Here is a 20,696-nt window from a genome sequence, read left to right as displayed (position 1 = left end):
TATCACTTTGTAAAGAAAGGAGCGAAGCGGTGGAACTCGATATTTATCAGGTGGACGCGTTCAGTGCGCGTCCTTTTTCCGGCAACCCGGCGGGCGTATGCATCACGCCGCACGGGCTGGAGAGCGGGTTAATGCAGCAGATTGCCGATGAGATGGCAGTGTCGGAAACCGCGTTTCTCAATCTTGCTGATAACAACCTGCGCTGGTTCACACCGCAGGCCGAAGTGGATTTGTGCGGCCACGGTACGCTGGCGACGGCGCATATCCTGCGCCAGACCGGGCGGCTGCAAGCGGGTGAAACGATCACGTTTCAGACGCTCTCCGGCCCGCTATCCGCCACGCTCGGCGCAGAGAGTATCCAGCTCGATTTCCCGTTACTCACCCCGCAACTGCACAGCGCGGTGCCGCCGGCTTTACTCGATGCGCTGGGGCTGGAGCGCGGGCAAGTGCGTGATTACGGCCTGTTTGGCCCTAAGCAGTTGGTGGTGGTTGATGATGCGCAGATCGTGCGGGCATTGCAGCCGGACTTCCAGGCCCTGAGCGCATTACCGGGACGCGGCGTGGTCATTACCGCGCCAGGCGATGGGGAATATGACATGCTGTCGCGCTATTTTGCGCCGTGGGTTGGCGTCAATGAAGATCCGGTCACCGGCTCGGCGCACTGTGCGCTGGCAGCCTACTGGTCAGAGCGACTGGGTAAGCGCTCGCTTACCGCTTACCAGGCATCACGGCGCGGCGGCGTGCTGGCGCTTCACTGCACCAACGATGGCCGCGTGCTGATGAGCGGCGCGGCACATACGGTACTGGCAGGAACATTACACCTTTGAGGGCAGACGTGACACCATCCGCCAGCGGAACCAGATCTGCGCGAGCAGGATCAGCACCCCGCCAATAATTTTTTGCAGCGGCAGACGCTCGCCGTACCAGAGGGAGGCGGCAATCACCGTCAACAGTGGCTCCAGCACCATAATAATGGCGGCGCTGGCAACGGCAGCATATTTCTGCCCCTGCAATTGCAGGCCAAAGCGCAAGCTGGTGGCGATCAGGATGCTGGCCGCCAGCCAGCCTGCGGTGCTGGCGGTGAACGGTTGCGTCCATGACTCAAACAGCGCCGAAATCGCTAATCCGGCGATACCGGTAATCGCCAGTTGCACCGCCGTCAACGGCAGCAGCGGCACTTCCCGCGCACAGCGGCTGGTATAGCAAAAGTAGATCGATTGCACGAACGCCGTCAGCAGGAACCAGCCCTGGCTGGCGTGAAACGTAATTGGCGTATGCAGGCTTAACAGCCCGAGGCCAATAATCGCCACCGGCAGACACTCCCAGTACGCGCGCGCCGGACGGGTGTGCATCATTCCCCAAGCAACCAGCGGCACAAAAAGCATCGACAGGCTCATGATAAATGCCCCCTCGCCCAGCGACGCCGTGGTCGATACCGACCAGATCCACAGACAGAGGTTAAGCGCCATCCACAGGCCGCTAATCACCACCTGGCGCATTTTCTCCCACGGAATCCGCTGTCCACGGCAAAACGGCAGCAGCACCAGCGCGGCGCCGAAAAAACGCAGCCCGAGAAAGGCAAAAACCGGCATACCAGAAATCGCCTCGCGGGAGAAAATCCAGCCACAGGCGGCAATCATGGTGGTCAGAACGAGGAAGAGGTCGGCTTGTCGTTGCCGGGTCATGTCAGCTCCAGAGCAATAAAAAAGCCAGCGCGGACGGCTGGCGAAATTTTTCCTTATCATGCCTGAAATATCAGGCGCTGGCGCGGGAAATATCACGTCAGTCCATCGTTATGCTTTCTGATATTACGTCAGAGAATCAACGGAAGTCAGCAAACTCGCGGACAGTGGTAAAAATTCCCGCCGGATCCGGCGGGAAGAGAGCGGGATTACGCGCGCTGCGGTGCGCGACGCAGCAGCTTGAAAGCCACGAACAGGAATGCGATCCACGCTGGCAACAGCACGGCTGACAGGCGCATATCTTCCATGGTGTACATCAACACGAGGATCATCAGCATAAAACCGATGCACAGATAGTTGCCCGCCGGGAAGATCAGCGCCCTGAATTGCGGATCGCGCCCTTTACGGCGCATCGCTGCGCGGAACTTCAGGTGCGCCAGCGAAATCATGATCCAGTTCAGCAGCAGGGTCGCCACCACCAGTGCCATCAGCATGCCGAACGCTTTTTGTGGCAGCAGATAGTTCACCAGCACCACCAGCGAGGTGATGGCCGCCGAGAGAAACAGCGAGTTGATCGGCACGCCGCGACGGCTGACGCGAGTCAGAAACGCGGGCGCGTTACCCTGCACAGAGAGGCCAAATAACATACGGCTGTTGGAGTAAACCCCGCTGTTATATACCGACAGAGAAGCCACCAGAATCACGAAGTTCAGCGCAGAAGCCACCAGATTGCTGTCCAGATCGTGGAAAATCATTACAAACGGGCTGCTGTTCGCTTTGACATCAATCCACGGATAAAGCGCCAACAGCACGACCAGCGAACCGATATAGAACAGCAAAATGCGGTACACCACCTGATTCACCGCTTTCGGAATGGTGGTGTGCGGCTCGCTGGCTTCGGCGGCAGTGATGCCAATCAGCTCCAGACCGCCGAAAGAGAACATAATCACCGCCAGCGCGAGAATCAGCCCATGCCAGCCGGTGGCGAAAAAGCCGTTGTAACGCCAGAGATTATCGAAGCTGGCGCGTTCACCACCGTGACCGGTAAACAGCATCCACAGGCCAAAAGCGATCATACCGATGATGGCGATCACTTTGATCAGCGCAAACCAGAACTCGGTTTCGCCGTACAGGCGCACGTTCACCAGGTTGACGGCGTTGATAATGACAAAGAACGCGGCCGCCCAGATCCAGGTCGGCACCAGCGGGAACCAGTACTGCATATAGATCCCGGCGGCAGTCAGCTCGGCCATGCCCACCAGCACAAACATTGCCCAGTAGTTCCAGCCAGAGAGGAAACCGGCAAACGGTCCCCAGTATTTATAGGCAAAGTGCGAAAACGAACCGGAAACCGGCTCTTCTACCACCATTTCGCCAAGCTGGCGCATGATCAGGAAAGCAATAATCCCGGCGATGCCGTAACCCAGCAGCACGGCAGGCCCGGCCATTTGAATCGCCGGGCCAATACCAAGGAATAACCCGGTACCAATCGCGCCGCCCAGCGCAATTAACTGAATATGACGGTTTTTTAATCCCCGTTGTAGTGTCGGCCCTGTTTCCGGCCCGGCATCGGTTACGTTACCCGCTGCCTGTGACGCGTTTTTCACGTCCTTCCCCTTTCTGGTTTTATCGAAGGGGCACCTTTTAACATCTCAGGTCAGGGCTGGCAAGAAATGGAAAAGAGAGGAAGGATAAACAATGCGAATCGTCATATCATCAATGCTTACCCCTACACCCTTCACAGGAGATAACAATGAAAATAGCCCACGTCGCGCTCTGGACGCGTAACCTCGACGCTCAGCGAATATTCTGGCGCGACTTTTTTTCCGCCAGCAGTAATGAAAAATATGTCAGTAAAAATCGCGCGGGATTCGCCTCGTACTTTATCTCGCTAAAAGATGGCCCGACGATTGAGCTGATGACGCTGCCGGAACTGGCCGATGCGCCAGCAAACCCGGAATTTGTCGGCTGGGCGCACATCGCCATTACCGTTGGCCGCGTCGAAACCGTGGATGCGATGGCAGAAAAAGCGCGCCAGCAGGATAAACTCGCCAGCCCGGCAAGATGGACTGGCGATGGTTTTTATGAAGCGGTGATCCTCGATCCAGACGGCAACCGTATCGAACTGGTCGCCGAATAGCGCGACCAGCGGCGTTACGCTTCCAGCCGGAATTGCTGCACGCTTTGCGCAAGCTGCTGCGCCTGATCCTCAAGCGAAGTAGCGGCTGCGGCCATCTGCTGCACCAGTGAAGCGTTCTGTTGCGTTACGCCGTCCATCTCGTTCACTGCGATGGTCACCTGGCCAATACCTTTGGCCTGCTCATCCGATGCACTGACGATCTCGGTAATGATCGACTGTACCGAGTTCACCGCTTGCGTCATCTCCTGCATGGTTTTCCCGGCGTCGTTAACCAGTTGAACGCCGGTTTCCACTCGCTTGCCGGACTCTTCAATCAGCGCGCCAATCTCTTTCACGGCGTTGGCGCTGCGCTGCGCCAGGTTGCGCACTTCTGAGGCCACCACCGCAAAACCGCGCCCCTGCTCGCCCGCCCGCGCCGCTTCTACCGCGGCGTTCAGCGCCAGGATATTGGTCTGGAAAGCAATGCTGTTAATGATGGCGGTGATATCGCCGATCTTGCGCGCGCTGTCATCAATTTGCGCCATGGTAGACACCACCCGACTGACCAGCGCCTCGCCACGGCTGGCGATCTGCGTGGCATTCGCCGTCAGTACCGTCGCCTGGTGCGCGTTTTCCGCGTTATGTTTCACCGTCGCGCTGAACTGCTCCATACTGGCGGCCGTTTGCTCCAGCGCCGACGCTTGCTGCTCGGTGCGCGACGAGAGGTTGATATTACCGCTGACAATCTCCCCGGCGCCCTGGCGCACGGAATCGCTGGCCTCTTTTATCTGGCCGACAATCTGCCGCAACTGCGCCTGCATGGTATGCAGCGCATAGAACAGGCTGCTGCGATCGCCCTGCTTAACGTGGATAGCGTTATCCAGCTTGCCATCCGCCACGGAGAGCGCAATGGTCGCGCCTTCCAGCGGCTCGCCACCAATCGGCTTCAGCACTTTGCGGCTGAAGAGAAGCCCCAGCAGCGCACTGACCAGCAATATGCTGATCACGCCAAGAATAATAGCGCTGAAAAGCTGGCGATTCGCCGCCGCCATCACCTGGCTTACCGGCGCGACAACGCCGAGATACCAGCTATCGCTGCTGTTGCCAATGGTAATCGGTTGCCAGGTAACCAGAGCTTTCTCACCGAGGATCGGATCGTCCTGCTCTACCACGCTGCTGCTGAAGTTATCCGTTTTGCCGGGATACGGTTTGCTGGTCAGGCTCTTATCCGGATAAGAAATCACTTTCCCGGCGGTCGAGAGCAGTACCGCGTAGCCGCCGCCCGCCCACGGTTTGATCTGATTCACTGCCTGCTGCAACGATGCCAGCGAAATATCGGATGTCACCACGCCGTGCAATTTGCCGTCGCTGACAATCGGTGCTGCCACCGAGGTCAGCAGCGTCGGCACACCGTTATAGGCATAGCTGTAGGGTTCAATCAGCGTATCTTTCTGGCTTTTCTGCGGCAGCAGATAGTAGTCACCCTGGCCCGGTGTCAGATAAGAGAGCAGCGGATGCATTTTGTAGCTGCCGGAGGGATCGCGATCGACAAAGAAGGCATAACGCCCTTGTGGTGCCTGATCGGGCTTGCCGGTGAATTCCGCATCGCGCCCATCATAGGCATTTTCTTCAAAAATGACCGAAATGGAGAGGTAATCCGGGTTATCGCGCAGGGTGGATTCCATGAGCTTATCCGCCACTTTACGATCGGTAACGCCGCCCTGCGGCAGGGCAATCAAGCTATGTCCGAGGTTATGCGCCACATCGCGGGCGTAACTGAGTTGCTGCTGGATTTTCAGCGCTTCGCTTTGCGCGATCTGCTGGAGATAATGTTCGGCGAGACTTTTTTGCGCATGACTGGATTGCCAGCTCAGCACCCCAATCGTTACCACAAAGCCAAGGGTGATGGTGATGGCACCCGTCAGCAGCATTTGCGCGCGGGTACTCATTTTTTTACTCACGAGTGGTCTGGCCATTACAGCTCTCCTGGTATAAACCTGCTACATCATTATTCCTTTCATCACATGCTCCCTGATACCTGCTCTATCGGCGTACATTTTTTGATCTTTAATTGTTACCAGTGAGGTTACGCAGGTGTAAAAACGCGCGCGCAAAATCATAATCAGCGGTATGAAGGGGCGGGATGGTGTCGCGACGGGTAACCCACGGAGCTTGCCGCTTAATGCAGCAGTTTATGCTGTGGTTTTCGCAGAGGAATTTTTGCAACAGGAGAGCGCCCCGGCACGAGCCAGGGCGGGAAGCGTTAGCCTTTGTCGTCTTTCGGGCCGAGGAAGTAAAAGCCAAAGGGCAGCGAGCCAATAATGGTAAACATCAGGCTGTAAATCGCCACCCAGGCGCCCTGAATGATAAACATCGAGGTGGTCCACGTTTCCATCGGCAGATTGTACTGCTCTTCCACGCCCTCGAAGGCGGCTTTCGAGATCACGCTGACGGCAATACAAAACACAATCACCACCGCCGTGATAAATTTTTTCCCCTCGCGGGTACGCAGTTTTTCCAGCATAGAAACCTCCTGTCATGTGGCTTTTCTGTGCCGCGAGTGTAACCGATCTGCTGTCGAATTGTTGTGAAGAGTGAAGAAAAACGGCTAACAGTGACGGCATTTTGCTTTCCCATCGCCGCTGCGCATCATGGCGGCCACGCTTTAACGACGCTGTTTTTATATTATTTTTACTGCCGCGTATTTTCTTTTTACGCAGCGTTTATATCCAAATAAAAATGGCTCTTTTATGCTGAGTTCATCGCCGCAAGGCCTGACAGAAAGAACACCATGAACTCGTTGATGACTATTCCACTGCTGAAAAATATCCGCACACTGTTTACTTCCATGCCCATTCCGGCGCTATCAACTCCATCTAATGGAACAGAAAGTGATATCAAAATCAAGCAATTGCAGGAAACGCTTACTGACGAAATAAAAGATTACCTGAACCGTTATCCTGAGACAAAACATGTGGATATTTATCTGAACGATACCCATGGCATATTCAGGGGAAAAAGAGTCTCCGTGGATAATTTATTTTCCATGAGCAAAGGATGTTATTTTCCGCAATCTGTTTACGCCATGGATCGCGAAGGGAAAATCATCTCATCCGATACGCTGATTAATGAAGAGCCGGATAATTTATGTCTGCCCGTTCCCGGCACACTGCGACCCGGCGCTCACGATCCGCAGCATAATGCGCAGTTGCTGTTAACCATGCTTGATGAAAACAACCGGCCTTATGCGCTGGAACCGGCGGCGATCCTGCAAAATGTGCTACGCCAGTTTCATTATCACGGTCTCTATCCGGTCGTCGCCCCGAAATTGAGTTTTACCTTGTTGATCCTGCCGCGCCGAAAACCCGTCCGCAGGGCTGTTTTCATATGGCGGTGCCCTCCACCTACTCGGCGTTTATCGAGGAGCTGGAAAGCCTGGCAGCAGCGCAGCGGCTTCCGCTTTCCGGCGTGGTGAGTGAAGCCGAGGCCGGACAGTTTGAACTGAATATGCCCCACTCGCATCACGTCGTCGAAGCCTGCGAACAGATCCTGGCGCTGCGTCGGCTCACCGGCACGGTGGCCGGGAAATTTGGTTTTCAGGCCAACTTTATGGCCAAGCCCTTCTCCGGGCTGGCGGGTAACGGCCTGCATTTCCATATCAGCCTCAATGACATTCACGGTGAAAATGTTTTTGCCTGTCCCGCCGAGGAACTCAACGATATGGTGCGCCTCTCGCTGGCCGGGATGCTGGAACTGATGCCGGCGTCGGTGGCAATTATGGCGCCTGGGGTTAACGGATTCCGCCGTTTACGCAAGAACCTCAGCGAACCGCTCTTTCATTCATGGGGTTACAACAAACGCAACGCCGCCTTGCGTATTCCCTGTTCCGACGCCCGCAACCGGCGCATCGAATATCGCCTCGCAGGCGCAGATGCCAACCCCTATCTGGTGATGGCCACCATCCTTAGCGGTATCTTGTACGGTCTGGAGCGGGTCGATGACGATACGCTGGCGAATTTCACCCACACCGCGCCGACATTACCGCTGTTCCAGCAACCGGCGCTGGAGATATTTCGCCAGAATAGCTATCTGGCAGAGCATCTCGGCAGTGCGTTCTGCGAGCAGTGGTATAGCGGCAAAATGGCGGAACTGAACTGGTTTGAAAGTCTCGTCACGCAGCAAGAGCTGGCCTGACCCGCTGCGCCGCACTTAGCTGGCCTGCGGCAATGTGAAATCCCCTTCCCCCAACGGGCGCTGCATCAGCACGGTATCCAGCCAGCGCCCGTGCTTCATCCCCACGCTTTTGAGCGTGCCGATCACCACAAATCCGGCGCGGCGGTGTAGCCGTAACGAACCTTCATTTTCGCTGTTGCCGACGTTGGCAATCAGTTGCCGGTAGCCCTGCATTTCAGCCCATTCCACTGCGCGGGCTAGCAGCGCTTTACCTGCGCCCTGGCGACGAAACGCCTCATCAACGTAGATGGAATCCTCCAGCGTATACTGGTAAGCGCGGCGCTCGCGGTAGCGGGAGAGATAGCAATATCCCCGAACCTCGCCGTCCTGCACGGCCACAAACCACGGCAGCCCGGCAAGGCGGATTTTCTTAAGCCTTGCGCGCATCTCGTTGATATCCGGCGCTTCGGTCTCAAAAGTGGCGTTCCCCTGCGTCACGTGGTAAGCATATATCTGCGTAATCGCGCGCAGATGTTGTTCTTCTGCCTCAATAATTTCCATCATCCGTCCTCTGTCCTCGCTTTTGCACAGGTTATCTGCCGCGCGGCAAAACAGGCACCGGGCGGTACTTATAACCGCGATAAGGAAAACTTTGCCATGGCGCAATTTAGCCTCGACCAGTTGGCGACCTACAAACTGGTGATCGCCCGGGGGAGTTTTACCGCTGCGGCCGAAGTGCTGGGTATTTCGCAACCGGCGGTCAGCCTGCAAATCCGCCAGCTTGAGCAGGCGCTGCAGACGCGGCTGATTGAGCGCACCGGGCGCAGCCTGCAACCGACCGCCGCCGGAAAAACCTTTCTCGCCCACTGTGCGGAAATCGAAAACGCGGTCAGCGCTGCCGTGCAGTCTGTCGCAAAGCATCAGCAGGAGATCAGCGGCAGCGTCACGCTCGGTACTGGCGCAACCACCTGCATTCATCTGTTGCCGCCCGTGCTGCAACAACTGCGGGAAGATTTTCCGTTACTGACCGTTGGCGTGCGCACCGGCAATACCACGGATATTGTGCGCGCGGTGGAAGAGAATCGTATCGATATTGGCCTGGTGACGCTGCCTGCGAGCGGGCGCAACCTCGCCATTTCACCGCTGTTTAATGAAGATTTTGTCGCCATCAGCGCCAGCCACTCACCTGCGCAGCCCGCGGCCACGCCTGCGCTATTGCAGGCCTTACCGCTGATTATCTTTGAGTCCGGTAGCAGTACCCGCCAGTTGATTGACGGCTGGTTAACCGCCGCCGTCACGCCGGTGATGGAGCTTGGTAGCATTGAAGCCATCAAACGCATGGTGCGCGCCGGTCTCGGTTACAGCCTTGTGCCTGAAGTCGCCGTACAGGCTGATGAGGATCAACGCGGGTTGCGCGTACAGGCGCTACAACCGCCGTTACAGCGCACGCTGGCGCTGGTGATGCGGCAGGATAAGGTGGTCAATCGCGGGATGAAAGCGGTGCTGAACAGCCTGAAACAGGCGGGCAGGACGCCCGCCTGCGAAACGCATGCTTAGAAGTCGTAGCTCATGGAGACTTTCAACTTCCGCGCATCACCCTGGTAGATATAGGTGCCGTTGTCTTCGACGCTGGCCCAGTATTTCTCATTGGTGACGTTATCCACGCCGACACGCCAGACCATCTCGTTTTTATCCTGATTGAGGTGCATACGGTAGCGTACCCCAAGATCCAGCGTGGTGTAGCTGTCGAGTTTTTTGGTATTGGCGTTATTCGCATACTGCGAACCGGTATGGTTGATCCGTGCCGTCGCCGTCAGGCCGTCAACCGGTTTGATGTCGTATTCCGCGCCCAGTACGCCATAGAAGCGCGCCACGCCAATAGGCCGGTTCCCCTGGTTAATGCCATCTTCGGTTTTGGTCAGCTCAGCATCGATCCAGGTGGCGCTGCCGTTCAGGCGCAGGCCAAGCATCGGTTCACCGAACAGATTCAGCTCAACGCCACGGTTACGCTGCTCGCCGTTCAGCGCGTAGATATTGGTATCGCTGTTCTGAATGGCGGTCGGTTTCTTAATTTCAAACAGCGACAGCGTACCGCCCACGCGGCCAAAATCCGTTTTTACGCCGACTTCATTCTGTTTCGAGTGCGCAATGCCGGTGGTCTGATACTGGTTAGCGGCGCCTTCCGGCGCGGTGCTGCCCGGTTGCAGCGCTTCGGTATGGTTCGCATAGAAGGAGACCACTTCCCACGGCTTATAAACGATGCCGTAAGTCGGCATCCAGCGATCCTGGATAAAGCGCGCAGTGTCATCTTCTGCGCCCGTCGCATTGCTGTAGCTGTGAACCCATACTTTCTGGTAACGCGCGCCCGCCGTGAACAGCACGGTGTCGTTCAGAACGCCCAGCGTATCGCTCAGCAGCCAGCCCTGTGAGCGGGTGCGGCCGGTGGTCAGCGGATCGCTGTAGTTGCCGCCGACGTAGCTGTAATCAGGCATCGCAACCGACGAGTTATCATAGATGTTCACTGCCGGGTTATCCGCCGTGGCCGACATACGCCACGCCACCTTGTCCCGCTTGATATTGGCCGAATAGCCTACGTTCACTTTGTGCGACACAAAGCCGGTATCGAAGTTACCGCGCACCCCGGCCATGCCGCTCCAGGAGTCGCTGATGCGGTTGGTGTCGAGGCGGCCAATCGTCGCATCGCCCTGCTCATCATTCACTTTCGGCGCGCCGTAAATCCCCTCTTCATGCGAGTGCTGGCCGCCGAACGCGGCATATGCCGTCCAGATATCGGTCAGATCATATTCCGCGCGCGCCAGGCCAAATTCGTTTTCGATATTGCTGTACGCCCACTGCTGGCTGTAGTTTTTGGTGTTGCTCGGAACCTTCGGCACAAAATCCACTGCGCTGATGTTCACGCCCATCGAGCCGCCGTGGAAGGTCTTTTTCTGATAGCCAAGATCCAGCGAGCTGCGGAAGCGATCGCTGCGATAATCGAGGCCAATCGACGCCGCCGTAGTACGACGGTTGTCATCTTCAACGGTGGCTTCGCCTTCGCGGTGCAGCAGGTTGACGCGCACGCCGAACTGATTGTTATCGCCATAGCGACGGCCAACGTCCAGCGAACCGCCAAGCTGTGAACGCGAGGAGTAATCGACGCCGACGCGCGTCAACGGCGTATCATCGGCATGTTTCGGTTCAAGGTTGATCATCCCGCCGACGCCGGAGGACGCCGCGCCATTCATCAGGGCATTGGCACCTTTAAACACTTCCACGCGTTCAAGCATCTGGGTATCGACCACCTGGCGCGGCACAATACCGGCCAGACCGCCCATCAGCATATCGTCGCCATCCAGCTCGAAGCCGCGAATACGGTAGGTTTCCGCCATGTTGCCGTAACCCTGGCCGACCTGCACGCCAGCATCATTGCTGACCACATCGGCAATGGTTTTCGCCTGTTGATCCTGCACTAACTTCGAGGTGTAGCCGATCACGTTAAACGGCACATCCATCGCCTTCTGTTCGCCCATCATCCCGAGGCGACCACCGTACGCGACCTGACCATCCAGATACGCCGGAACCAGCGCATCGCCGCCCGGTTTGAAGTCGCTGCCGGTAGTCGACTGCACCACAATGGTGTCGTCTTTCGTCTGGCTGGTGTTGGCATTTGTCGTCGCGGCCTGCGCTGAGTGCGCCGCTGCGCCAATGGCCAGCGCAAGTAACGTCTTGCGCAAAGAAGGATGGATCGTTTTGCTGTTATTCATCATCGACTCATATCGAAGTGTGTGGAAAAACGGCCCGTTTCCGGGCCAGGTTGATTACTGGTTAAGGGCGATGCGGACGACGCTGTCCGGCCCGTTGGTAGAGTGATCTTTGTTGAATGCCTGTTTAACGGTGACAAACAGCGTCTGGCCGTCGGCAGAGAGCAGCAGGCTGTTCGGATTCGGCGGCAGATCCCAGCTCTGCTTCACCGCAAGGCTGGTGGCATCGAGGCTCAGCACTTTTCCTGCTTCACGCTGGGTAAGGTAGATTTCGTGGCGTTTCGGGTTGAATTTCACCGCCAGCGAACCGCCCAGATCGAGCTGTTTCAGCACTTTGCCGCTATGGATATCCAGCACCAGAGTGGTTTTGGCTTTTGAGTTATCGGTAACGAACAGACGCCCGGTCTCGCTGTCTTCGGCAATATTCAACAGCAGCGCCGGTTTATCACCGAGCGGTTTCCAGCGTTGTTCAATGCGGTTGTTGCGCGGGTTGACGACCAAAATTTCGCCGCCGCCGTTCGCCACATACAAGCGCTGAGTTTGCTCAGACCAGTGCAGGCCCGTGACCCATTTCCCGGCATTTTTAATCCGCGCTTTCACTTTCAGGGTTTTGGCGTCCACCACCCACACCAGCGCCGGATCGGCCACCGCGCCAACATACAGCACACCGTTGTGCAGCAGGATTTCACGCGCGCCGTACGGCAACCCTTTCTCATTGCGTTCCGGGAACAGCGTGCGGGCCAGCACTTTGCCATTGCTGGTGTCGATAGCGCTGATGCCACCATCAAGGGAGTTGGTAACGTAAACGGTTTTGCCGTCCGGGGAGATCGTCATACCGAAGTTTTTCAAATCGGTATGGGTGGAACCGAGGGTTTTCAGCGTCGCAGGATCCAGTTTGTACACCACCCCGCCCTGCACATCTTTAAAGCCTTCCGCACTGGAAACGTATAGCGCATCGCCCTGCGGGCTGAGCGCCATTTCATACAGGCCGCTCGCCAGATCGCGTTTTTGCACATTCGCCGGTAATTGCGCGGCAGCCGTTTTTGGCGTTTCGGCGGCAGGTTGCGCCGATGTGGTGTGCTGAGCGCTGCAACCGGCCAGTACCAGGGTTGCCAGCAGGGCCAGCGCGGGGGTTTTTATCGTCATCGGAAATCCTTACCGTTAATGTCATCAACAGGCGAGCCAGCGCGTGACGCTCAGGTGCGTACTTTTTGATGAAGGCAGTTTTGCCCGGCGCAGCTCGCCACTTCTTTGTGTCCCTGTAAGCGTTTACGCCTACTGTTTTTGCGGGAAAATTCCGTGCTGCGCCCACAAACACTAAAGAGAATGAGAACTATACTCATTATCTTCATTCAGGCAAGAACTATTGTCGCGTTGCGTTGTCAGGGGGAAAACACGCCGGCGAGGAACAACCGGCGCGGATTGAGGATATTGGGAAGAGATTACAGGCCGAGCGCTTTTTCCACTACCGGTTGCGCGGGTTGGCCGTCGCGCGTGGTGACGCCTGCAAGCCACGTTTTCAGCAGCTCCGGGCGTTTTGCCAGCTCAGCTTTGGCCGCCGCCTGCACATCTTCTTGCTTATCCAGCACGCGAGCGATCACCGCGTTTTCCAGCGCGACATCAAATTTCAACTGGCTGAAAAAACGGTTGGCATTCGGGCATGCTGTGGCGAAATCTTTGCGTGTCACCGTATTCACGGTGGCGCTGCCGTAGTTCGGTCCGAAATACGCATCGCCGCCGCTCAGGTAAGCCAGTTTGAAACGTGTATTCATCGCGTGCGGCTCCCAGCCAAGGAAGACGATCCACTGCTTACGCTCCACCGCACGCGTCACTTGCGCCAGCATGCCGCTTTCGCTCGATTCCACCAGTTGCCAGTTTTGCAGGCCGAAATCGTGTTTATCGATCATCTTTTTCAGGTTCTGGTTAGCAGGCGCGCCCGGCGCAATGCCGTAAATTTTGTTGTCGAATTTCGCCGCGTATTTTTGCAGATCGGCAAAATCTTTCACCCCGGCCGCCGCGACATAATCCGGCACGGCCAGCGTAAAGCGCGCCGCAGGCAGGTTCGCGCCCAGCACGTTAATCGAACCATCGGCGGTAAATTTGCTGATGACCGGCTCCTGCGCAGGCATCCAGTTGCCGAGGAACACATCGACCTGCCCGGTTTTCAGCCCCTGAAACGCCAGTGCGACAGAGAGGTTTTGCACCTTTTGCTGGTAACCCAGCGCATTAAGTACCACGCCGGAGAGCGCGTTTGTCGAGGCGATATCCGTCCAGCCCGGATCGGACTGGATAATCGTCGCGCAACGGGCTTCGTCGGCGGCGTAACTGCTCAGTGAAACCCCGCCAGCCAGCGCCAGCAGTAAAAGTTTGCTCACACGTTTTTTCATTGTTATTTCCCTGCCGGTTGTTTTAAAGGACGCGGATAACGGGCAAAAGCTTCCTGTTCATCCAGCGTTTGATGGTTACGAATGTAGCGTTGCGACGCCTCCTGATGCGGTTGGAAATCCCACTTCGGAATGGCATCGCTGCCTGCAATACGGGTTAGAAACAGCCGCCGTTTCTGGCTCGCCAGCACCTGCTCGCGCAGCGCAGGCAGATCCCAGCGGCGGGAAACTTCGGCGGCAAACTCAGCGCTGACCTGCTGGTAATCGCTGTTTGCCGCCAGGTTTTGCCGCTCATCTGGATCGTTTTGCAGATGGAAAAGCTGCGGCGCTTCGCTGAAGGAGTGAATGTATTTCCACGGGCCGCGACGGATCATCAGCATCGGCCCCAGCGCGCCTTCGGCGAGGTATTCGCTGCAGGCACCATCCGGCCCCGTTTCGCCGCGCAGATGCGGCACCAGGCTGTTACCATCCAGCGGCGCAATCGCCTGCGCTTTACGGTCTTCGCCGCTTGCCAGCTCAACCAGCGTCGGCAGCAGATCGACCAGAGAAACGCTGTGAGCAATGCGGCGCGGCCCAAAGCGCGCCGGGTTATGCACGATAAACGGAATGCGCACCGCATTTTCAAAGAAGGTCATTTTGTACCAGAGATCGCGTTCGCCGAGCATTTCGCCATGATCCGCTACCACCAGCACCACGGTATCTTCCGCCAGCCCGGTTTCTTGCAGGGTGTTGATGATTTCGCCAAAGCAGTCATCAACATAAGCCAGCGCACCGTAATAAGCATGACGCGCGCGGCGGATCTGCTCATCGCTGAGCAAGCCCTCTTCCAGTTGATACATCGCCCGCAGACGCGCGGAGTGCGCATCCTCTTCGACATCCTGCTTGCGGGTTTTCGGCATATCGATCGCTTCCTTGCGAAAACGGTCAAGGTAACGGCGCGGAATGGCAAACGGATCGTGCGGATGGGTGAGCGACAGCAGCAACATAAAAGGTTGTTCCGCCGGGCGACGCGCGGCGTCATACAGCCGCTGGCGCGCCAGAAACAGCGCTTCATCGTCAAAATCAAGCTGGTTGGTGCGCACGCATTCGCCCGCTTCCAGCACCGAACTCATATTGTGATACCAGTCGAGGCGGCGCTCCGGTCGTTCCCAGTCCGGCGTCCAGCCAAAATCAGCCGGGTAGATATCGGTGGTCAGGCGCTCATCAAAACCGTGTAACTGATCCGGGCCGCAGAAATGCATCTTGCCGGAGAGCCAGGTACGGTAGCCCTGCTCGCGCAGGTAGTGGCAAAAAGTGGGCGAATCGGCATGAAACTCGGCGGCGTTATCATAGACGGCGTTGCGCGAGATAAATTGCCCGGTCATCAGCGACGCCCGCGACGGCGCGCACAGCGGGCTGTTGCAGTAGGCGGATTCAAACACCACCCCTTCGTCGGCTAATTTATCGATATTCGGCGTCAGGCTAACGTTATTACCATAAGTTTTTAATGCGCTGGCGGTTAATTGATCGGCCATCAGAATAACGATATTCGGTTTCTTTATAAGCATACAGCGTCCAACAATAAAATATTCAATTAAAACGTGATAGGTTTATCTCACGCTTATTAAACTCCGTGAAGGGGTTATTTCTTTATCATGAAATAAGGTGGATTTATGGCAGACAAATTACAGCTTCCGCCTTTACAGGCTTTAGTGGTATTTGAAGCAGCAGCGCGATTAGGTAATTTTACCGCCGCAGGCAATGAGTTAGGACTTTCGCAACCGGCAGTTAGCCAGCGTATTCAGACGCTGGAAAGTCGGCTTAATGCACCGTTATTTGAACGGCGGCATCGCGGCGTGCAATTAACCGAATCCGGCCATAGCCTGTACCTGATTGTTCGCAGTAGCCTGAACGACATCAGCGAGCAGCTGGAGCGCACGCGTCGCCAGCGCAGCGTGCTGCGTATCGATACCGATATGGGCTTTGCCAGCTACTGGCTGCTGCCGCGCATGGAGCGGTTGCAGGCGCTGATCCCCGGCGTGGAAGTGCAGGTAACCACCTCGCCAAATGACTACAATTTCCGCGACAGTAATGCCGATTTGGCGATCTATTTCGGCCTCGGCAACTGGCCGGGCGCGCAAACCCAGCGGCTGTTCCCGGAGATCGTCTTTCCTGTTTGTAATCAGGAGATTAAACAGAAAATTGGCGCTGAAAATAACGCCGAACAGTTGCTGCGCTACCCGCTGTTAAAGCTGCCGGAAACCCGCCCGCAGCGCTGGATAACCTGGGAAGACTGGTTCCGCCACCATCAGGTTTACGGCCAGAGCCACAGCGCCTCGCGCACCTTTAACGCCTACTCGCTGGTGATCCAGGCCGCGCTGGAAGGCCAGGGCATTGCGCTCGGCTGGCAGCCATTGATTGCGCCGTTTATCGCCAGCCACCAGCTGGTACAGTGCGGCCCGCAGGTGCGTACCGAACGCGGTTATTATCTTATTTCCGCCAGCCATAAACCGCCCAGTACGCAGCAGGAAAAAATAAAAGCCTGGTTATTAGATGAAGCCTGGGGATTTCATGAAAATAGCGCATTGATTGCCGGAATATAAATAAGCTAATGCGGAAAAAGCATATCCGAAAACTTAAAATCAATTCTCCCTCCTTTTCTTTTACGCTAGGGTGTAAACATCTTCCCGATAATAAAGCATGAACTATGTCACAACCGTTATTCGAGTTAAGCGCGGTCAATAAATCTTATTATTCCACGCGCAAAAAACGTCTATTTTCCCGGCGCGATAACCACATCGCAGTGCAAGCGTTGCAGGATATTAATCTGCAAATCTTTGCCGGTGAAATATTTGTCATCGTCGGTTTATCCGGTTCGGGTAAATCGACGTTGCTGCGCACGCTCAATCACCTTATCCCGGCCAGCTCCGGCGAGGTACGCTTTCAGGGACAGCCGCTTGCCGCGTTATCCGATCGCGAACTTATCGCGCTGCGTCGTGAACAGATGGGCATGGTGTTTCAGTCGTTTGCCCTGTTTGACGAGCGCAACGTGCTGGAAAACGTGGCGTTCGGGCTGGAAGTGGCGGGCGTTCCGCGTGAAGCGCGGGAAGCACGGGCGCAGGCCATGCTGGAGAAAGTCGGGTTGAGCCATGTGGCAAAACAGTATCCGCACCAGCTTTCCGGCGGAATGCAGCAGCGCGTCGGGCTGGCGCGGGCGCTGGTGGTGAACCCGTCGGTATTGTTGATGGATGAAGCCTTTTCCGCGCTCGATCCGATTATCCGCCGTGAAATGCAGTCGCTGTTGCTGGTGCTCCAGGCCGAGGCGCAGCGGACAATCGTTTTCGTCACCCACGATATGGAAGAGGCGCTGCGGCTCGGTTCGCGCATCGCCATTATGGAAAAGGGCAAACTGGTGCAAGTAGGGAAACCGGAAGCGCTGATCAACGCGCCCGCCACGCCTTATGTGCGTCACTTTTTCTCCGGCGTTGATGTGTCTCGCTGGCAAATGGCGGAAAACTACGCCGATATCTGGACGACACGCTAAGGAATACCATGGCTTATCCATTAGATTTTAGTCGGCAGATTGACGATGCTGTCCACGCGCTGCTGGCCCATGCTGGCGGGTTATTTGACGGGATCGCCCGGGTAATCGATCTGTTTGCCGGTAGCCTTGAGCAGCTCATTAGCGCGCTGTCGCCGTGGGGGCTGGTGGCGCTGGCAGTGGTGGTTGGCGCATGGCGGATCGGCAAAGGGTTTGCGCTGTTTGCCCTGCTCGCCACGCTGTACATCATTTACAGCGGTTACAGCGATCATGCGGCGATCACGCTGGCGCTGACCTTATCTTCCACCTTTTTCAGCCTGCTGCTCGGCATTCCGCTTGGCATCTGGAGCGCCCGCCGCGCGGCCGTCGGCAGCGTGGTGCGCACTCTGCTCGATTTTATGCAGACCATGCCCGCGTTTGTCTATCTGATCCCGGCGACCATTCTGTTCGGCCTCGGCAGACCGCCGGGCATTTTCGCCACCATTCTGTTTTCCATGCCGCCGGTCGTGCGTCTGACGGATTTAGGCATTCGCCAGGTGAACAGCGCCCGGCTGGAAGCGGGTATCGCCTTTGGTTGTACGCCGTGGCAGTTATTGTGGAAAGTGCAATTACCCGCCGCGCAGCCGTCGATCATGGCCGGAGTGAATCAAACGATAATGATGGCGATGTCGATGGTGATCATCGCCTCGATGGTCGGAGCCGGTGGGCTGGGGAATGATATTCTCAGCAGCATTCAGCAACTGGAAATTGGCCTCGGTTTACAGAGCGGCATCGTGGTGGTGCTGATGGCTATTTTGCTGGATCGCCTCTCAGCCAGTTTTGCCCGCCGTCCGGTGGATCAATAACCGCGAAATTGCGCGCGTTGCCAGGCGCCGTCAACCAGCTCGGCGGCCGCCTGCGCCTGATCGCGGAAGTTCGCGCCGTAGTGCTCCATCAGCGCGGCGTGGCGGGTCAGATAGCGCATCCCCTCTTCATCTTCGGCAATGCTTTCCAGAAACCACGCCGGCACGCCTTTTTCCAGCGTCTGCTTAGTTAGCGAAGCGTTGAATTGCGTGCGCAGAGAAGCGTCGGTAATCCACGAGGGTTGCTGACGAACCATATTACCTTTAATCGCTCGCAGCGCCCGCTGTGAACGTCGGTAATGTTCGTTAAGCCTCGCGGAATTCCACGCTTTCACAAATAGCAGTAGCAGTACCGGGATCACACACCAGAGTAGGCTCATCGTTCTCTCGTTATCTCTGTTTGCCGCTCCCCGATAGTACTGACAAAAAATTACAAAAGCCTTTACAAAGATCAATATTTAGTGTTGAGAACGATACCCGGCAATCAACCTGCTGCCGGGCACAGAAGAGGATAAAAGGCGGGAGTTTAACGCTGCATGCCCCAGCGTTTGACGGTGACTTTCTCAAGGCTGGCGAACACCACGCCTTCGACCAATAAACCAATAGCGATCACCGTAACCAGCCCGGCAAAAACGCGGTCGGTGAACAACTCGTTGCGGTTCTGGAAGATATACCAGCCCAGACCGCCCTGCCCGCTGGAAGCGCCGAACACCAATTCGGCGGCAATCAGCGTGCGCCAGGCGAAAGCCCAGCCGATTTTCAGCCCGGAGAGGATGGCCGGTAAGGATGCCGGGATCAGGATCGTCACCACATAACGCGGGCCGCTAAGACCATAATTGCGCCCGGCCATGCGCAGGGTCTCCGGCACACCGCTAAAACCCGACCAGGTGTTCAGCGCAATCGGCCACATCACCGAATGCACCAGCACAAAGATCAGGCTGGCATTGCCAAGACCAAACCACAGCAGTGCCAGCGGCAACAGCGCAATCGCCGGTAACGGGTTGAGCATCGCCGTGAGCGTGCTGAGCAAGTCGCGGCCAAACTGCGTGGTCACCGCCAGCGCGCTGGCTACCAGCGCCAGCACGCTGCCAATCAGATACCCTTTCAGCAAAATGCTCAGCGAATTAATAATCTTCTGCGGCAACTCGCCGTTGCGCATATCTTCGCTGAAGGCGTGCCAGGTTTGCAGCACGCCGGGCAGCATCAAATCATTGTGTTGCACGCGCGCGGCGATTTCCCATAACGCCAGCACCAGCAGCACAATAAAGGTTTTACGTAACCACGCCATATTCCACAGCCGCTGGCCGAGCGGTAACGGCGCTTCAACGGCCACATCGCGCAGCGGCGGCAGTTCACGTTCAAATTCAGGACGAATGTAGGGTGGCTGCGACATACGCGGGCTCCTCACCAGAAACAGGAGATGTGCGGTTTCCGCCAGAGGGGAACAGCAGATCGTGAATATGCTGCGCGGCATGCTGGAATGCCTCGCTACCAAAATCGTTGAGCGTGAACTGATGGCAGTTCAGCTCGGCGCGAACCCGTCCCGGGTGCGGCGACAGCACGAGAATACGGCTGCCGACCACCAGCGCCTCTTCAATGGAGTGCGTGACAAACAGCAGGGTAAAGCGCTCCTCTTCCCACAGCGCGAGCAACTCCTCCTGCATGGTGCGGCGCGTCAGCGCATCCAGCGCGGCAAACGGTTCATCCATCAACAAAATGCGCGGCTTCATCGCCAGCGCGCGGGCAATTGCCACGCGCTGTTTCATGCCGCCGGAAAGGGTATGCGGCATCGCATCGGCAAACCCGGCCAGCCCAACTTTATTGAGAAAGTGCAGCGCCGTTTCTCTGGCTTGCGCGCGATTGGCTTTGCGGCTCGCCAGTAGCGGGAACATGATGTTTTCCAGCACCGTTTTCCACGGCGGCAACTGATCAAACTCCTGGAACACCATCATCCGCTCCGGGCCAGGCGCAGTGATCGCCTCGCCCTGCAACGTGATCTCACCGCCGCGCGGCGTCAGAAAACCGCCCGTCGCTTTCAGCAGGCTCGATTTCCCGCAGCCGGAAGGGCCAAGCAGAATAAAGCGGTCGCCAGGCCAGACATCAAAACTGACATCGTGGGTTGCCCGCACCAGCCGTTCGCGGGTGCGGTATTCAATATCAACATGGCTGACCTGCAACAGCGGCCCGTCGTTGTGGTGAGTTGCCATCGCGGCCT

General features: G+C 56.9%; 18 protein-coding genes and 1 pseudogene. 7 read left to right on the top strand and 12 right to left on the bottom strand.

The features are described 5' to 3' along the window. Window positions 1-29: 29 nt before the first annotated feature. A complete protein-coding gene (locus tag AWR26_RS07605; RefSeq protein WP_064564711.1) occupies window positions 30-827 on the top strand; it encodes a PhzF family phenazine biosynthesis protein in 798 nt (265 codons plus the stop codon). On the opposite strand, the gene AWR26_RS07600 is transcribed toward AWR26_RS07605, so the two are convergent. Continuing rightward, a complete protein-coding gene (locus tag AWR26_RS07600) occupies window positions 816-1,685 on the bottom strand; it encodes a DMT family transporter (RefSeq protein WP_064564709.1) in 870 nt (289 codons plus the stop codon). The two genes, AWR26_RS07605 and AWR26_RS07600, sit on opposite strands and share 12 nt — an antisense overlap. A gap of 206 nt (window positions 1,686-1,891) precedes the next feature. Next, window positions 1,892-3,289 (bottom strand): phenylalanine transporter, encoded by a 1,398-nt coding sequence (gene pheP, locus AWR26_RS07595; protein ID WP_064564707.1) that lies wholly within the window; start codon window positions 3,287-3,289, stop codon window positions 1,892-1,894. 146 nt (window positions 3,290-3,435) lie between these two features. Between pheP and AWR26_RS07590 the strand changes: the two genes are divergently transcribed. After that, window positions 3,436-3,822 (top strand): VOC family protein, encoded by a 387-nt coding sequence (locus AWR26_RS07590; protein ID WP_064564705.1) that lies wholly within the window; start codon window positions 3,436-3,438, stop codon window positions 3,820-3,822. A gap of 14 nt (window positions 3,823-3,836) precedes the next feature. On the opposite strand, the gene AWR26_RS07585 is transcribed toward AWR26_RS07590, so the two are convergent. Both AWR26_RS07585 and AWR26_RS07580 read right to left on the bottom strand, forming a co-directional pair. Continuing rightward, on the bottom strand, window positions 3,837-5,777 hold the full coding sequence (locus AWR26_RS07585; protein ID WP_064564703.1) for a methyl-accepting chemotaxis protein: 1,941 nt from the start codon (window positions 5,775-5,777) through the stop codon (window positions 3,837-3,839). Window positions 5,778-6,064: 287 nt separating this feature from the next. Further along, the gene (locus AWR26_RS07580; RefSeq protein ID WP_007370964.1) at window positions 6,065-6,325 is read right to left on the bottom strand and encodes a DUF2534 family protein; all 261 of its coding nucleotides are present in this window, start codon (window positions 6,323-6,325) and stop codon (window positions 6,065-6,067) included. A gap of 267 nt (window positions 6,326-6,592) precedes the next feature. Here AWR26_RS07580 and AWR26_RS07575 point away from each other — a divergent pair. Further along, window positions 6,593-7,995, top strand: a pseudogene (locus AWR26_RS07575) (glutamine synthetase family protein). Window positions 7,996-8,010: 15 nt separating this feature from the next. Here the strand turns inward: AWR26_RS07575 and AWR26_RS07570 are convergent. Then, on the bottom strand, window positions 8,011-8,535 hold the full coding sequence (locus tag AWR26_RS07570; protein WP_064564702.1) for a GNAT family N-acetyltransferase: 525 nt from the start codon (window positions 8,533-8,535) through the stop codon (window positions 8,011-8,013). A gap of 96 nt (window positions 8,536-8,631) precedes the next feature. Between AWR26_RS07570 and AWR26_RS07565 the strand changes: the two genes are divergently transcribed. Next, window positions 8,632-9,531 carry a LysR family transcriptional regulator gene (locus tag AWR26_RS07565; protein ID WP_064564700.1) on the top strand — a complete coding sequence of 300 codons (900 nt, stop codon included), beginning with the start codon at window positions 8,632-8,634 and terminating at the stop codon, window positions 9,529-9,531. Here AWR26_RS07565 and AWR26_RS07560 read toward each other — a convergent pair. From AWR26_RS07560 to betC, 4 genes are all read right to left on the bottom strand, one after another. Beyond that, window positions 9,528-11,741, bottom strand: coding sequence for a TonB-dependent receptor (locus tag AWR26_RS07560; RefSeq protein ID WP_064564698.1), 2,214 nt, complete (start codon window positions 11,739-11,741; stop codon window positions 9,528-9,530). The genes AWR26_RS07565 and AWR26_RS07560 overlap by 4 nt on opposite strands. Window positions 11,742-11,792: 51 nt before the next feature. Next, the gene (locus AWR26_RS07555) at window positions 11,793-12,881 is read right to left on the bottom strand and encodes a YncE family protein (protein ID WP_064564696.1); all 1,089 of its coding nucleotides are present in this window, start codon (window positions 12,879-12,881) and stop codon (window positions 11,793-11,795) included. A 296-nt stretch (window positions 12,882-13,177) separates the two neighbouring features. After that, window positions 13,178-14,122, bottom strand: coding sequence for a choline ABC transporter substrate-binding protein (gene choX / locus AWR26_RS07550; RefSeq protein WP_064564694.1), 945 nt, complete (start codon window positions 14,120-14,122; stop codon window positions 13,178-13,180). Window positions 14,123-14,124: 2 nt separating this feature from the next. Further along, entirely contained in the window at window positions 14,125-15,666 is a 1,542-nt protein-coding gene (betC, locus tag AWR26_RS07545; protein WP_064564692.1) for a choline-sulfatase, read from the bottom strand. A gap of 105 nt (window positions 15,667-15,771) precedes the next feature. On the opposite strand from betC, the gene AWR26_RS07540 reads away from it, so the two are divergent. From AWR26_RS07540 to AWR26_RS07530, 3 genes are all read left to right on the top strand, one after another. Then, window positions 15,772-16,701, top strand: a complete 930-nt coding sequence (locus AWR26_RS07540; protein ID WP_064564690.1) for a LysR substrate-binding domain-containing protein — start codon at window positions 15,772-15,774, stop codon at window positions 16,699-16,701. 104 nt (window positions 16,702-16,805) lie between these two features. Continuing rightward, window positions 16,806-17,642, top strand: a complete 837-nt coding sequence (locus tag AWR26_RS07535; protein WP_064564688.1) for an ATP-binding cassette domain-containing protein — start codon at window positions 16,806-16,808, stop codon at window positions 17,640-17,642. Window positions 17,643-17,650: 8 nt separating this feature from the next. Beyond that, window positions 17,651-18,484 carry an ABC transporter permease gene (locus tag AWR26_RS07530; protein ID WP_064564686.1) on the top strand — a complete coding sequence of 278 codons (834 nt, stop codon included), beginning with the start codon at window positions 17,651-17,653 and terminating at the stop codon, window positions 18,482-18,484. Here the strand turns inward: AWR26_RS07530 and AWR26_RS07525 are convergent. From AWR26_RS07525 to AWR26_RS07515, 3 genes are all read right to left on the bottom strand, one after another. Beyond that, window positions 18,478-18,861 (bottom strand): hypothetical protein, encoded by a 384-nt coding sequence (locus tag AWR26_RS07525; RefSeq protein ID WP_064564684.1) that lies wholly within the window; start codon window positions 18,859-18,861, stop codon window positions 18,478-18,480. The genes AWR26_RS07530 and AWR26_RS07525 overlap by 7 nt on opposite strands. Before the next feature lie 146 nt (window positions 18,862-19,007). Further along, a complete protein-coding gene (locus AWR26_RS07520; protein ID WP_064564682.1) occupies window positions 19,008-19,874 on the bottom strand; it encodes an ABC transporter permease in 867 nt (288 codons plus the stop codon). Next, window positions 19,846-20,688, bottom strand: coding sequence for an ABC transporter ATP-binding protein (locus tag AWR26_RS07515; RefSeq protein ID WP_043952788.1), 843 nt, complete (start codon window positions 20,686-20,688; stop codon window positions 19,846-19,848). Before AWR26_RS07515 ends, AWR26_RS07520 begins: the two co-directional genes overlap by 29 nt. Window positions 20,689-20,696: the final 8 nt, after the last annotated feature.

The sequence above is a fragment of the Kosakonia oryzae genome, from assembly GCF_001658025.2.
GTDB classification, from domain to species: Bacteria; Pseudomonadota; Gammaproteobacteria; order Enterobacterales; family Enterobacteriaceae; genus Kosakonia; species Kosakonia oryzae.
This window is presented reverse-complemented; position numbering and strand designations above follow the sequence as displayed.